14 protein-coding genes are annotated in these 13,371 nt (G+C 74.8%); 8 read left to right on the forward strand and 6 right to left on the reverse strand.

Annotated elements, in window-relative coordinates; all coding sequences use genetic code 11:
* The first annotated feature begins 92 nt into the window (after window positions 1-92).
* The 4 genes from ACR9E3_RS02360 to ACR9E3_RS02375 are packed head-to-tail and all read left to right on the forward strand — an operon-like array spanning window position 93 to window position 4,658.
* Window positions 93-1,121, forward strand: coding sequence for a 3-oxoacyl-ACP synthase III (locus ACR9E3_RS02360; RefSeq protein WP_460378125.1), 1,029 nt, complete (start codon window positions 93-95; stop codon window positions 1,119-1,121).
* Window positions 1,118-2,014 (forward strand): alpha/beta fold hydrolase, encoded by an 897-nt coding sequence (locus tag ACR9E3_RS02365; RefSeq protein ID WP_460378127.1) that lies wholly within the window; start codon window positions 1,118-1,120, stop codon window positions 2,012-2,014. The genes ACR9E3_RS02360 and ACR9E3_RS02365 overlap by 4 nt, the downstream gene beginning before the upstream one ends.
* The gene (locus ACR9E3_RS02370; RefSeq protein WP_460378129.1) at window positions 2,011-3,666 is read left to right on the forward strand and encodes a fatty acid CoA ligase family protein; all 1,656 of its coding nucleotides are present in this window, start codon (window positions 2,011-2,013) and stop codon (window positions 3,664-3,666) included. The genes ACR9E3_RS02365 and ACR9E3_RS02370 overlap by 4 nt, the downstream gene beginning before the upstream one ends.
* Entirely contained in the window at window positions 3,663-4,658 is a 996-nt protein-coding gene (locus ACR9E3_RS02375; RefSeq protein ID WP_460378131.1) for an NAD-dependent epimerase/dehydratase family protein, read from the forward strand. Before ACR9E3_RS02370 ends, ACR9E3_RS02375 begins: the two co-directional genes overlap by 4 nt.
* Here the strand turns inward: ACR9E3_RS02375 and ACR9E3_RS02380 are convergent.
* The gene (locus ACR9E3_RS02380; RefSeq protein ID WP_460378132.1) at window positions 4,595-5,110 is read right to left on the reverse strand and encodes a YchJ family protein; all 516 of its coding nucleotides are present in this window, start codon (window positions 5,108-5,110) and stop codon (window positions 4,595-4,597) included. The genes ACR9E3_RS02375 and ACR9E3_RS02380 overlap by 64 nt on opposite strands.
* A gap of 30 nt (window positions 5,111-5,140) precedes the next feature.
* Between ACR9E3_RS02380 and ACR9E3_RS02385 the strand changes: the two genes are divergently transcribed.
* Window positions 5,141-5,836 carry a hypothetical protein gene (locus tag ACR9E3_RS02385; protein WP_460378134.1) on the forward strand — a complete coding sequence of 232 codons (696 nt, stop codon included), beginning with the start codon at window positions 5,141-5,143 and terminating at the stop codon, window positions 5,834-5,836.
* A 9-nt stretch (window positions 5,837-5,845) separates the two neighbouring features.
* Here ACR9E3_RS02385 and ACR9E3_RS02390 read toward each other — a convergent pair whose 3' ends face one another.
* Window positions 5,846-7,198: an NAD(P)/FAD-dependent oxidoreductase gene (locus ACR9E3_RS02390; RefSeq protein WP_460378136.1), complete on the reverse strand. Its 1,353-nt coding sequence runs from the start codon at window positions 7,196-7,198 to the stop codon at window positions 5,846-5,848.
* A gap of 195 nt (window positions 7,199-7,393) precedes the next feature.
* On the opposite strand from ACR9E3_RS02390, the gene ACR9E3_RS02395 reads away from it, so the two are divergent.
* Window positions 7,394-8,464, forward strand: a complete 1,071-nt coding sequence (locus ACR9E3_RS02395) for a homocysteine S-methyltransferase family protein (protein WP_460378138.1) — start codon at window positions 7,394-7,396, stop codon at window positions 8,462-8,464.
* A gap of 10 nt (window positions 8,465-8,474) precedes the next feature.
* Here the strand turns inward: ACR9E3_RS02395 and ACR9E3_RS02400 are convergent, their stop codons facing one another.
* Window positions 8,475-9,044 carry a TetR/AcrR family transcriptional regulator gene (locus tag ACR9E3_RS02400; protein WP_460378140.1) on the reverse strand — a complete coding sequence of 190 codons (570 nt, stop codon included), beginning with the start codon at window positions 9,042-9,044 and terminating at the stop codon, window positions 8,475-8,477.
* Window positions 9,045-9,132: 88 nt separating this feature from the next.
* On the opposite strand from ACR9E3_RS02400, the gene ACR9E3_RS02405 reads away from it, so the two are divergent.
* Complete coding sequence (locus ACR9E3_RS02405; RefSeq protein ID WP_460378142.1) at window positions 9,133-9,585, forward strand: anthrone oxygenase family protein; 453 nt, start codon at window positions 9,133-9,135, stop codon at window positions 9,583-9,585.
* A gap of 263 nt (window positions 9,586-9,848) precedes the next feature.
* Here the strand turns inward: ACR9E3_RS02405 and ACR9E3_RS02410 are convergent, their stop codons facing one another.
* Window positions 9,849-10,652 carry a hypothetical protein gene (locus ACR9E3_RS02410; RefSeq protein ID WP_460378144.1) on the reverse strand — a complete coding sequence of 268 codons (804 nt, stop codon included), beginning with the start codon at window positions 10,650-10,652 and terminating at the stop codon, window positions 9,849-9,851.
* Between the two features lie 192 nt (window positions 10,653-10,844).
* Entirely contained in the window at window positions 10,845-11,564 is a 720-nt protein-coding gene (locus ACR9E3_RS02415) for a DUF998 domain-containing protein (protein ID WP_460378146.1), read from the reverse strand.
* Window positions 11,565-11,787: 223 nt separating this feature from the next.
* Here ACR9E3_RS02415 and ACR9E3_RS02420 point away from each other — a divergent pair, with 223 nt between their 5' ends.
* Window positions 11,788-12,438, forward strand: coding sequence for a hypothetical protein (locus ACR9E3_RS02420; RefSeq protein ID WP_460378147.1), 651 nt, complete (start codon window positions 11,788-11,790; stop codon window positions 12,436-12,438).
* Between the two features lie 134 nt (window positions 12,439-12,572).
* Here ACR9E3_RS02420 and ACR9E3_RS02425 read toward each other — a convergent pair whose 3' ends face one another.
* Window positions 12,573-13,316 (reverse strand): TetR family transcriptional regulator, encoded by a 744-nt coding sequence (locus ACR9E3_RS02425; RefSeq protein ID WP_460378149.1) that lies wholly within the window; start codon window positions 13,314-13,316, stop codon window positions 12,573-12,575.
* Window positions 13,317-13,371: the final 55 nt, after the last annotated feature.

Below are 13,371 nucleotides of genomic sequence, written 5' to 3' on the forward strand. Positions count from 1 at the left end.
CCGTTACTGCTGTTCCTAGAACCGACGGTAGCGCACACCGATGCCCGTGGCTCCTCCCTGCGGTGTCCCCCACGGCCCCGCAAGCTCGACCCATGCGAGCGGCGCGGCGGTACGGCGACGTGGTGATCACCGGACTGGCGCACCTCGATGCGCCCCACGTGGTCACGTCGGAGGAGCTCGAGGACCAGCTCGGCGGCATGTTCGCCCGCCTGCGCATCGCGCCGGGGCTGCTCGAGAGGCTCTCCGGCATCCGGGAACGGCGGGTGTGGGACGCGGGGACGATGCCCAGCGAGGTCGCCGCGGAGGCCGGCGAGAAGGCCCTCGCCCGCAGCGGTGTCCCGCGCTCGGAGATCGGCGCGCTCATCAACACCTCGGTGAGCCGGGATCACCTCGAACCGTCGACGGCGAGCATCGTCCACGGCCGGATGTCCCTACCGCCGGAGGCCGTGAACTTCGACGTCGGGAATGCGTGCCTCGGATTCCTGGACGGCATGAACCTCGTGTCGTCGATGATCTCCGGCGGCGAGATCGACCACGGTCTCGTGGTCGCCGGCGAGACGAGCCGCGCGGCCACCGAGGGGACGGTCGCCCGCCTCGCGTCGGACGCGGCGACCCGGCGGATGTTCCACGAGCAGTTCGCCACGCTCACGGTCGGATCCGGTGCCGTCGCGATGGTGCTGTCCCGGGCCGACGGGCCGGGCGGGCACCGCTACCGCGGCGGGCTCGGGCGCGCGAGCACCGTCGGCAACGCCGGGCTGTGCGTCGGGCAGGGCGACGAGATGCGCACCGACAGCAAGGGCCTCCTGATGGCGGGGATGGAGCTGGCGGGACGGGTCTGGAAGGAGGCCGTCGCGACCTTCGACTGGGACCCGACCGGCTACGACGCCTACTGCCTGCACCAGGTCAGCAAGGTGCACACCCAGGCGGTGGCCGACCAGCTCGGCCTCGACATCGCGCGCTTCCCGTCGCTGTACCCGCGGTTCGGCAACATCGGCCCGGCCGGGGTGCCGACGGTGCTGAGCAAGGCCGTCGAGGACGGCACGATCACCGACGGCTCGTCGGTGATGCTCATGGGGGTCGGCAGCGGCATCAACGCCGCGGCGGCCGAGGTGCACTGGTGAGCACCGCGACGGCGCTCGCCGGATATCCGTTCACGCCGCACCGGGTCGACGTCGGCGGTCACCGCATGTCCTACGTCGACGAGGGCGCCCCCGCGGCGCCGCCGGTCCTGCTCGTCCACGGCAACCCGACCTGGTCGTTCTATTACCGGAGCCTCCTGGCGGCCCTGCCCGCCCGCGGGCGGCGGGCGATCGCCCCGGACCACATCGGCATGGGCCTGTCGGACAAGCCGGCGCCCGGCGACTACCCGCACACCCTCGCCCGGCGGGTCGCGGACCTGACCGCGTTCGTCGACGGGCTCGAGCTGACCGAGCCGGTGTCGCTCGTCGTCCACGACTGGGGCGGGCCGATCGGGCTCGCCTGGGCGGCGGAGCACCTCGACCGCGTGCGCGACGTCGTCGTGATGAACACCGGCGCCTTCCCGCTCCCCCCGGACCACGGGCTGCCGTGGATGCTGCAGGCGGCGCGCCTGCCCGTCGTCGGCGACGTCCTCGTCCGGCGTCTCGGGGCGTTCTCCCTCGGCGCGCTCGTGCTGGGCACCGGCCGGGCATGGCTGCCGCCCGAGGCCCGACGCGGGCTGCTCGCGCCCTACGACCGTCCCGAGCACCGGGTCGCGGTCCAGGCCTTCGTGCGCGACATCCCGCTCGGCCCCGACGACCCCGCCCACCCGGTGCTCGTCCGCCTCGCCGCCCGGCTCCCCGACCTCGACGCCCTGCCGGTGCAGGTGCACTGGGGGATGAAGGACCCGGTGTTCGACGCCGACATCCTCGCCCACGTCGAGCACCACCTCCCCCACGCCGACGTGCACCGCTATCCGGACGCCGGCCACTACGTCCTCGAGGACGCGACCCCGGCGATCGTCGAGCGTGTCGGTGCGTTCCTGGACCGCTCGTGACCACACCGACCACGGTGACCGCGCTCGACGAGCTGCTCACCGCGCACGCGCGGGAGCGGCCGGACGCGGCCGCGCTCGTCCTGCCGTCGGCGGGCCGGGGCCGGCTCGAGCCGGTGCTCGGCGACCGAGCCACCCACGAGGTCACCTTCCGCGCGCTCGAGCGCCGGGTGGGTCACGTCGCCGCCGGCCTGCGGAGCGCCGGCATCGGGCCCGGGACGCGCGTGGCGCTGCTCGTCCCGCCGTCGGACGACTTCTTCGTCGTCGCCTACGCCCTCATGCGGGTCCGCGCCGTCCCGGTCGTCGTCGATCCGGGCATCGGGCTGCGCCGGGTGGGCAGCTGCCTCGGTCAGGTCGCCCCCGAGGCCGTCATCGGGACCGCGCAGGCGCACCTCGCCCGCCGCGCGCTGCGCTGGTGCCCGGGGGCCCGCCTCGCCATCGGGGTCGGCGCCGTCCCCGCCCCGGGCACGACGCCGCTGCGCCGGCTCGAGCGCACGGGTCGCCGCCTCGGGCCGGCCGGCCCCGTCGAGCGTCCTCCCGGGAGCCCGGCGGCCATCGTGTTCACCAGCGGCAGCACCGGGCCGCCGAAAGGCGTCGAGCACGACGACGCGGGCCTCCTCGCGCAGGCCGGCCTCGTGCGCGACCTGTACGGACTCGCGCCGGGGGACGTCAGCCTGGCCACCTTCCCGCCGTTCGCGCTGTTCGGGCCCGCGCTCGGCATGACCACCGTCGTGCCCCGCATGGACCCCACCCGGCCCGCCCGCGTCGTGCCCGCGCGGCTGGTCCGCGCCGCCCGGCGCACCGGGGCCACCGTCATGTTCGGCTCGCCCGCGGTCCTCGACCGCCTGGGGCGCGGCGCACCGGAGGGTACGTCGCTCCCCCGCCTGCGCCGGATCATCTCCGCGGGCGCGCCGATCCCCCGCGACGTCCAGCGCCGGGTCCTCGCCCTGCTCGGGCCCGGCGCGCAGGTCCACACCCCTTACGGCGCCACCGAGGCCCTGCCGGTCACCTCGATCGGCAGCGACGAGCTGCTGGAGCTGCCCGACGACGGCATCTGCGTGGGACGCCCGGTGGCCGGGGTCGACGTGACCCTGATCCGGGTGGTGGACGGGCCGGTCCGCGCGCTGACCCCGGACCTGGCGGTCCCGGCCGGGGAGGTCGGTGAGGTGGTGGTCCGCGGCCCGGTGGTCAGCCGGCGCTACGCCGACCGGCCCGACGCGACCGCGGCCGCCACCCTCGACTGGGACGGCACGCCGGCGCACCGCATGGGCGATCTCGCGGCGTACGACGCGGCCGGCCGGCTCTGGTACGCGGGCCGCGTCGCGCACACCGTGCCGACCGCCGGCGGCCCGCTCCACAGCGTGCCGTGCGAGGAGGTCGTCAACCACCACCCCGCGGTCCGCCGCAGCGCCCTCGTGGGGGTGGGGACCGGCCCCGTCCGCGAACCCGTGATCGTCGTCGAGCTCGTGGCCGGCACCCGGATGACCGACGACCTGCGGGCCGCGCTGCGCGCGCACGTCGCGACCGACCCGCGCACCGCCTCGATCACCACCGTCCTCGCGCACCCGGGGCTGCCGGTCGACCCCCGCCACAACTCGAAGATCGACCGCGACGCGCTGGCGCGGTGGGCGACGACCCGGTTGGGTGCGCGGTGAAGGTCCTCGTCACCGGCGGCGGCGGGTTCCTCGGCGGCGCCGTCGTCGACGCCCTGCTCGCACGCGGCACGGAGGTCACCAGCCTGGCCCGGGGCGCCTATCCCGGCCTCGAGGCCCGGGGCGTACGGACGCTGCGGGGCGACCTCGCGGACCCGGTCGCGGCGCACGCCGCCGTGGCGGGCCAGGACGTCGTCGTCCACGTCGCCGCCAAGGCCGGGCTGTGGGGGCGCGACGCGGAGTTCCACCACAGCAACGTCGACGGCACCCGCGTCCTGCTCGACGCGTGCCGCGACACCGGCGTCGGGCGCTTCGTCTTCACCAGCACGCCCAGCGTCGTGCACCGCGGCGGCGACATCGCCGGCGGCGACGAGTCGCTGCCCTACGCCGAGCACTACGACTCGGCCTACCCGCGTACGAAGGCCGAGGCCGAGCGTCTGGTCCTCGCCGCGAACGGGCCCGACCTCGCCACCACGGCGCTGCGGCCCCACCTCGTGTGGGGTCCCGGCGACACGCAGCTCGTCCCCCGCATCCTCGCCCGGGCCCGTGCCGGCACCCTGCGTCTCGTCGGCGACGGCTCCGCGGTGATCGACACGACGTACGTCGACGACGCCGCGGCCGCGCACCTCGACGCGGTCGACCGCCTCGCTCCCGACGCCGCCTGTGCCGGTCGGGCCTACTTCGTGACCTCCGGCGACCCGCGGCCCGTGCGCGACCTGATCGACGGCATCCTCCGCGCCGGCGGCCTGGCTCCCGTGACGGGCACGGTGCCGCGTCCCGTCGCGGTCGCGGCGGGCGCGGCGGTGGAGACGGCCTGGCGGCTGCTGGGCGAGCTCGTCGACCTCGGGGAGCCCCCGATGACCCGGTTCCTGGCCCGCCAGCTCGCCACCACCCACTGGTTCGACATCTCCGCCGTGCGCCGCGACCTCGGCTACCGGCCCCGCGTCGACCTCGACGAGGGATTCGCGCGCCTCGCCCGGGCGCTGGCCGGTTGAGCGACGCCGTCCACGTACACCCATCTCCCGGCGAGCCGGGCGAACCGGCTCCGCTCGTGCTGCACCTCGGGCCGCCCGCGGCGTCGGCTGTGGGCACGGAACTCCACGACACCGTCGGCGTCGAACGGGCCCCCGCCGACACGGTCGAGCACCTCGAGCCCGGTCCACTCCACGCCCGGGTCGAGGTCCAGCGCGGAGGGTCGGTGATCCGGGTGCCAGGTGCGCCGCAGGTACTCCTCGTCGCCGTGGACGAAGGCCGTGTAGCGCGACCGCATCAGGGCTTCCGCCGTCGGCGGCGCGGCGCCGTCGACGCCGAGGTAGCGGCCGCAGCACGCGGGGAACGTCTCGAGCGAGCCGCAGGCGCAGCGGGCGACGTCGTCCACGCCCGGGGAGGATAGGCCCCGATTTGATCCGGGAGGCGGGCGCGGCGGGTCTGATCGGGGGACTGACATGCCGGTACCCGTCGGGAAGGGTCGACGCCGATGGTTCGACCTGCTCCGGCCGAGACCCGCCTCGTGTGGGACGCCGTGGTCCAGCGCTCCGATCTCGAGCCGACCGTCCTCGCCCTGCGCGACTCGTTCTCCGACGCCGTCGAGCAGGGTCACTGGGCCCACGTCGCGACGCTGCTGGACCGCACCGACGAGGACCTGCCGTCGGCCCTGAGCGCCAACGCCCTGCGTGCGGGCGACGCGGCGGGGACGGCGCCCGTGCACCACGCGGCCCTGCAGGGGGCGCACCCCGACGTCGTCGACGACCTCGTCCGGCGCGGTGCGTGGCGCACGCTGCGCACCGCCGACGGCGACACGGCCGAGGAGCTGGCCCGCCGCCTCGGGCACACCGAGCTCGCCGACCGGCTGCGCCCCGACCTCGCCCTCGACGTGGACGACGAGACCTGGGCCAGCCTCGAGATCTTCCTGCACGCGTTGATCGAGGTGCGGACCCGCCGGCTGGGGCGACGTCTGCGCCCACCGCAGCTCGGGCCCCTGCTCGAGCACCCCGACGCCACGATGTGGGTCGGGATCCCCGGGATGTACGGCGGCTTCGCGTGCCGGTGGGCGGAGGACACCGCCGAGCCGACGGTCGAGGTCCGCAGCTGGAGCCGGGTCGTCGGAGGGTCGAGCCGGGCGCACCACGTCACCGCGGAGGGGGTCGGGCTCGTCACCCGCGGGCTGCTCTGATCCCGGCCGTCAGCTCCACGGGAACGGTGAGTGGCTGGTCGGGTGGAGCTCGCCGCGCCCGTACCGCGCGAGGCGGAACGGCACGAGGAGTTCCTGCGGCTCGCCGAGCAGCTCCCGGGCGACGAGCGCGCCGACACCGATCATCTTGTAGCCGTGGTTGGAGTCGGCGATGACGTAGGCGTTGCCGCGCACGCTGTCGAACACCGGGAAGCTGTCCGGGGTGAAGGCGCCGAGACCGCCCGAGGGCTCGCGGCGGTAGACGTCGCGGCGTCCTTCGAAGCGCTTGTGGCAGGCGGCGAGCGCGGAGGTCCACATCCGCACGAAGTCGGCGCCCACGACGAACTCGGGGCTGGCGGGGCCGTACGGGTCGACGGCCACGGTGTCCGCGGGCCGGCCCACCGGCTCCGGTGACGCCCCGCCCTGCACGCCGCCGAAGTGGAAGTCGGGCTTGTAGTAGATGCCCCAGATCTCGTCGGTGATCAGCTCCCCGTCGACGTCGTCGTACAGCGGGGCGTCCGAGTCGACGTGGACGACCGGCGGGAACCGCCCGTGGTTGTCGGTGAACTCGTGGGGGTCGACGCCGAGGATGCCCTCCTGCAGCGCCCAGTAGGTCCACATCGGGGCGTCGGGGACCTCGCGGCCCTCCGGGGTGCGCACCGTGATCGTCGACGGCATCCCGAGCATCGACCAGAGGTCGCGGATCCAGGGCCCGACGGCGGCCACGAGGTGGTCGCACGCGATGGTCCCGGCGTCGGTCTCGACCGCGTCGACGCGGTCGCCGTCAAGGCGCAGCCCGGTGACGGTGACGCCGGTGACGACGGTGGCGCCGGCCGCGCGCACCTTGTCGGCGAGCCCCCGCAGCGAGGCGACGTTGTTGGCGTACCCGCCGCGCTTCTCGTGGAGGATCACCGACACCCCGGGGGCCTGCCAGTCCGAGAAGATCTCCCGCATGTAGTCGCGACAGGAGTCGACGCCCTCCACGAGCACCGACTCGTAGCCGATGGCCTGCTGCTCGGCGTGGATCTGCACCACGTCGTCGTGCATCGCGTCCGGAGCGGCCTGGATGTAGCCGACCCCGTGGTACGAGAACGCCTCGGGGTCGGACTCCCACACGCCCACCGAGTGCGCCATGAGCCGGCGCATGGCGGGCTGGAAGTAGTTGTTGCGGATGACGCCGCACGCCACACCCGAGGCGCCCGCGCCGACGGCGGTCTTGTCGAGGACGAGGACCTCGCTGCCGTCGCCGAGCCCTCGCGCGCGCAGCTCGGTGGCGAGGTGCCACGCGGTCGACAGCCCGTGGATGCCGGCGCCGACGATCACGTAGCGGGCCTCGGTGGGCACGGAGGGCACGGTGGGGTTCATGCTGCTCACCCGTTTCGCCGACGACGCCGATCGGCTCCAGCGTGCGGCACGCGAGGGCGCTCGGGAAGCGTTCGGAGAGCGGCGGATCATAAGGCGCGCCTTCTGCGACCAGTGACGCTTCGGATGGGTCGCGCGACGTCACGGCGGCGCCGGAGCGCGACCCTGGGGGAGATCCGCCACGAAAGCGAGACGACCATGGCCCTCCCCCAGCCGGCACCGGAATCCGCCCGCCGCCGCACCCTCCACGAACGGCTGGCAACGGGACCCGTCGTCTGCGGCGAGGGCTACCTCTTCGAGCTCGAGCGCCGCGGCTACCTGCAGGCCGGGGCGTTCGTGCCCGAGGTCGTCCTCGAGCATCCCGAGGAGGTCGAGGCGCTGCACCGGCAGTTCGTGCACGCCGGCTCCGACGTCGTCGAGGCCTTCACCTACTACGCGCACCGCGAGAAGCTGCGCGTCATCGGCAAGGACGGCATCCTCGAACCGCTCAACCGGCAGGCCCTCGAGATCGCCCGCCGCGTCGCCGACGGCACCGGCACGCTCCTCGCCGGCAACATCTGCAACACCGGGGTCTACGACCCGGCCGATCCCGCGACACACGCCGCCGTCCGCGAGATGTTCACCGAGCAGGTCGGCTGGGCCGCGGAGGCCGGCGCCGACTTCGTCATCGGGGAGACCTTCCGCTTCCTCGGCGAGGCGCGGATCGCCCTCGAGGTGATCCGCGCGGCCGGCCTGCCGTCGGTCGTCCTGCTCGTCGCGGGCCACGAGCCGACGACCCGGGACGGCGTGCCGATCACCGAGGCGTGCCGGGCGCTGGCGGGCGCCGGCGCCGACGTCGTCGGGCTGAACTGCGTCCGCGGGCCCGCCACCATGCTCCCGCTGCTCGGGCCGATCGCCGCGGCGGTCGACTGCCCCGTCGCGGCGCTGCCCGTGCCCTACCGGACCACCCCGGAGCAGCCGACGTTCCACGCCCTGCGCGACCCGGAGCCTCTCCCCCTGCCCGACGAGCTGCCCTTCCCGACCGCGCTCGACCCCTTCACCTGCCACCGCTACGAGATCGCCGACTTCACCCGCCGCGCCCGCGCCGCGGGCGTCCGCTACTTCGGTCTGTGCTGTGGCGCCGCCCCGCACCACCTGCGCGCGATGGCCGAGACGCTCGGCCGGACCCCGCCCGCGAGCCGCTACTCCCCCGACATGTCCAAGCACGTGTACCTCGGCGCCGACCGCCGGCTGCGGCCGGCGAACCAGGAGTACCGCCACTCGTTGTGACGTGCCCTGATCACCCCGCCCGGTCCGCCGCGAAACGGCTCGCGAGGTCGGCCACGCGGCGGGTCCGGTGTCGCGGGCGCACCCGGCCGGCGCGCTCGAGCAGGGTGACGCCGTGGAGGGCGCTCCAGAACACCTCGGTCGCCGTGCCGTCGCCGTCGTCGCCGATCGCGTCGGCGAGGACGTCGAACCCCGCGCGGAGCTCAGCGCGGGTGTCGTCCCGGGCGAACTCGGCGTCGATGGGCTCCTGGAACATGGCCTCGTAGACCGCGGGGTGCTCGCGGCCGAAGTCGAGGTAGGCGACGGCCACCGCCTCGATCGCCCGTCGCCCCCGCTTGCGGCCCAGCGCGGCGCGGCACCGCTGCGTGAGGTCGACGAAGCCCTCGAGCGCGACCGCGAGCATGATCTCCGACTTGCCGCCGGGGAAATGGCTGTAGAGCACGGGCTGGGTGTAGCCGATCGTCTCGGCGAGGTGCCGGGTCGTCACGGTCGACCACCCGCCGCCGTCGGCGCGCTCCCGGGCGGCCGCCAGGATGCGACGACGGCGCTCGTCGAGGCGCTCCTGTCGCGTCAGCTCCGCCATCGGTCTCCTCCCTTGCCGGTCGCGTCGGGACGGACGTATCCTAGCAGCGCTAGGATTTCTAGCGTTGCTAGATACCGAGGAGCCCGCCATGACACCCGTACTCGCCGTCGTCACCGCGACCGTCGTCGGCCTCATGGTCGGCGTCGAGCTCGCGGTCGCTTTCGTCGTCAACCCGATCCTGCTGCGCCTGCCGGCGGGCGCCTCGCTGGCCGCGCGGGCGGACGGCGGGCGCATGCTCGGGCGCCTGATGCCGTTCTGGTACGTCGGCTCCCTGATCCTCACCGCGGCCCTCGCGGCGGTCGCCTGGGGCACGCCGAGCGCCACCTCGGCCCTCGTCGCCGGCGGGCTGCTGGCCCTCAGCGTCGTCCTGTCCGTCGCGCTGCTGGTCCCGATCAACAACCGCTCGAGGACGTGGACCGCCGAGGACCACCCCGACGACTGGCGCGAGCAGCACCAGCGCTGGGACCGCCTGCACCACGGCCGCGTGGCGATCATCGTCGCGGCCTTCGTGCTCGTGGTCGTCGCGGTGACCACCTTGTGACGAAGGGGGACCGGGGTGCGGGACCGGCAACCCTCGATCCCGGCCGATCACGACCGCCCGCCAGGCCTGGGCGATCGGGCCGGCGTGGGTCGCATCTGGGTCCTGGTGCCGGCGTGGACGGCCGCCGCACCGGACGCGGTGCGGCGCTGCGGAGTGCGGCACGGCCGGCGACGTCGCCGGCCGTGCCGGCGTGACGAGCCGGCCACGGGAGTCCCGGCGACGCCAGGGTGCCCACGACATCGAGGACGGGCGAGCGACGCAGGTCATGTCCCCTTCCCGTCGGCGTCCACACCCTCGGCCGTGACCACGGCGGTGTGGTCGTCGCCGGGGGCGGAGCCGACCAGCTCGGCGGTCCGCTGCCGGAAGACCCGCCAGCGTCGTTCGTTGTCGTGCACCAGCCGCGCCGACTCGCCGCACAGGTCCGCCGCACGGGCGATCACTTCTGCCGCCGAGTGCAGCCGTCGAGGGCTGACGGCACGGTCGGCGAGGTCGGCGCGCAGCGCGCCGGGAGCGAAGTCGACACGGTCGAGCATGTCCGCGGCGCGGGTCAGCATCTGTGCGATCAGCGACTGCATGTGCGCGGCGAGCCAGTCGTTGCTGATGATGCGGTGCCGCTCACCCATCACGTCGGCCAACGCATCGAACTCGAGCAGGGCCGTGGCCACCGTCCAGCTGCTCTCCATCGCCTGGGCCAGCCAGCGTCCGCCGGAGGAGAAGCCCTCGGCGTCGGTGCGCAGTTCGGCGATCATGGCCGCGAGCTCCACGGGTCGGCCTTCACCCTCCATGAACAACGCCCCGTCCAGAGCGATCGCCGCCTCGCTGTTGAGGTCGTCGGCGCCCTCGTAGGGGTTCCGGCCGCCACGGCTCATGGGTGCCGGGGCGGCGGTCTCCCACCGGTCGGCGAGGGCCTGCAGGGTCCGCCCGTGGCGCTGCAACCGCAGCGCGGTCTCCAGCGGAGCCGACGAGTAGAACCGCTCGTGCTCCTTGTGGAAGTGCGCCAGGTTGAGGATCGCCCCGAGCAGCGGCGACGATCCCGGACGCGGCGCCGTCGGTCCGAGTGCGTTCACGGCCGGGAGGTTGTCGGGCGCTCGTCCGGCGCGGCAGGGCCGGTCGACCCCCCGGACCCGGGCCGGTGGGGCGTCACCAGCCGGGCGCCCCGGCGGCCCTGGACGCCCGCCCGTCACTCACGGTCGCTCCCCCGCCCGCTCGTCGGTCGGACCGCCAGGTGGCTGGGCCCGGAGACCACGCTGGAGAGGTCGTCATCGCTGGTCCCTTGCTCGACCTGCCACGTTCCGGGCGCCCGCGAGCAGGACGACGGCCAGCACGACCATCCACAGCAACCAGGCCCCGATGCTGATCCGCTCGGACAGGCCCATCCATGGCGTCGGCGCGCCGGCGGCCAGCTGCGGGGCCTGCGACCCGGTCAGGACGCCGAACACGAGGACCGCGAACGCCGACACCGCCGTGTACGCCCGGAACACCGTCGGGAGCGGCACCGACGCGAACCCCATCATGCCGATGATCAGCAGAACGGTGCCCGCCGTCAGCGCGATGTGCCCGACGTCGGTGGCCGGCATCCTGCCTCCGACGACCAGCGCGGCGCGCGACGTCATCGGGAACGGGATCGAGAGCAGCCCCAAGAGCCCGCAGGCGACCACAAGGGTCCCGGCGATCCGCAGGGCGCGTCCCCCACGCGCCGAGCGCCACACGCCGACGCCGAACGCGACCATCAGAGCGGTCAGGATCGGGAGGAGCACGACCAGCTCGAAAGGGCGTGCCGGCGAACCCAGGGCGGACAGCTCACTGACGTTCTGGGCGCGCCAGTCGTACCCGGGGAACCGGGCGGCGGCCACGACGTCGTTCCCCAGCACGTAGACGAGCGCGTACGCGATCCCGCACAGGAGCAGGACGCGGTCGAGCGCGCCGAGGCCGGCCGCGGTGAGCCCCGCGGTCGGGATCGGTCGATCGAGTGTCGACATGGCGGACGTCCCTTCCGTCGAGTCCACGACTGGCCACCGACGGTCCGCGCACGCTCGCCGCGTCGAGAAGAGGCCGAAGGGGCCACGCTCGGGGGTCCACCGGCCGGGAGCGGCCCGGGCGCGTTCCTGCTCCCGGTCAGTCGCGGCTCAACGGGTCCAGTGACCCGGAACCGGGTGCCGGATGGTTCTCCCGGCGAGGGCGGCTCGGCGGGACGTTGCCGTCATGACGACGATCCCCCTCGCGGCGCTCGCCCTCGCCGGCGTGCTCGCCGCCGCGCTCGCGGGGTGTGCGGGCCCCGCTCCGGCATCTTCGCCGATGGGTCCCGGGATGATGGGGCGTCCCGGTGCCGCGACGGCCGAGGGAGCACCGGAGGCCGGGATGATGGGCGGTGCGGACGACGGTGCGGTCGCCACCGTTCCGCCGCAGCAGCCGTGCGCCGTCCCGACGTCGCTGCCGGGACACGTCGTGACTGTCGGGCTGGCCGAGATGGGGATGATGGCGTTCTCGCCGGAGGAGCCCGCACCGCTCGGCGAACCGATGACGGTGCGTGCGGTGCCCTCGACCGTGCCCGCGGGTCAGGTGAGCCTGGTGGCCCGGAACATGGGCCGGCGTCCGCACGAGGTGGTCGTGCTCCCCCTCGCCGCCGGTGCCGCTGCCGGACGACGGGCGCCGAGGGCCGACGGCACGATCGACGAGAGCGGCACGGACGGTGAGGTGTCCGCCGCCTGCGGCGCGTCCTCCGGGGAGGGAATCCCCGCCGGAGGGATCGGCTGGACCACGCTCACCCTGGCACCCGGGCGCTACGAGATCGTGTGCAACCTGGCGAACCACTACGCCGACGGCATGCACCAGGAACTCGACGTCAGCCCGTGACCCGCCTGGTGGTCCCCGTGAAGCCCCACGCCGCGAACCACACGCCGCCGCTCCCCGGACGGATGGGGGCGATCAGCGGCCGCGCACGGATCCGGAGCGACCCGCCCACGCCGCAGCGGGTCGCCGCGGGACGGTCACGGCGCGGGCGACGGCTCCCCGATCGGCCGGACCACGAGGTGCTCGGCGTCGCCGGGTCCGACACCGACCGGGCGCGGGCGCCGCGCCCAGGGCCGCGCGTCCCACCGAGCTCGCCACTCCGCGGTCGCGATCAACGGCAGCAGGCCGGCCCAGAAATCGTTCATCAGATCCCAGAGCGCCTCCGCGGAGCCCGGCGCCTCGTTCACCGTCGCGCGCCCGGCGAACCCCGCGACGAGCTCGCGGGCGACCCACGCCGGGTCGGCCTCGGGCCGCAGGAAGCCCGCCCGCTGGGCCTGCTCGAGCAGGTCCTCGGCCTGGTCACGCCACCAGCCCGCGATCTCGGCCAGGGTCGGCGAGGCCACGACCCCGTCCCGCAGCACGCGCCCGGCGCCGCGCACGACGGGGTCGTCGAGGCGCACGGTGACCGCGTCCGTCAGCAGGACCAGCGCCTCGAGACCGTCGCGCCCCGCCGCGGTCACGGCGTCGGTCACGGCGTCCCACGAGTCGGTCATGGCCGCCACCAGTGCCTCGGCGACCGCCTGTTTCGAGGAGAAGTGGAAGTAGAACGCGCCCTTGGTCGCCGCGCCGTCGCCCACCAGCTCGCTGAGCGCCGTGCCGTGGAAGCCCTGGGCCGCGAAACGCTCGCCCGCCGCCGTCAGCAGCGCCCGGTGCGTTGCCTGGGACCGTGCCTGCCGCGGGAGGCGCCGGCCGTCGCCGGCCGTCCCGATCGTCGCCACCATCGGACACCCCCTGCTTCGCCGACGGCGAGCATCCCATCGTCTTGCCCAGACGCAT

Source organism: Actinomycetospora sp. C-140 (assembly GCF_054796175.1).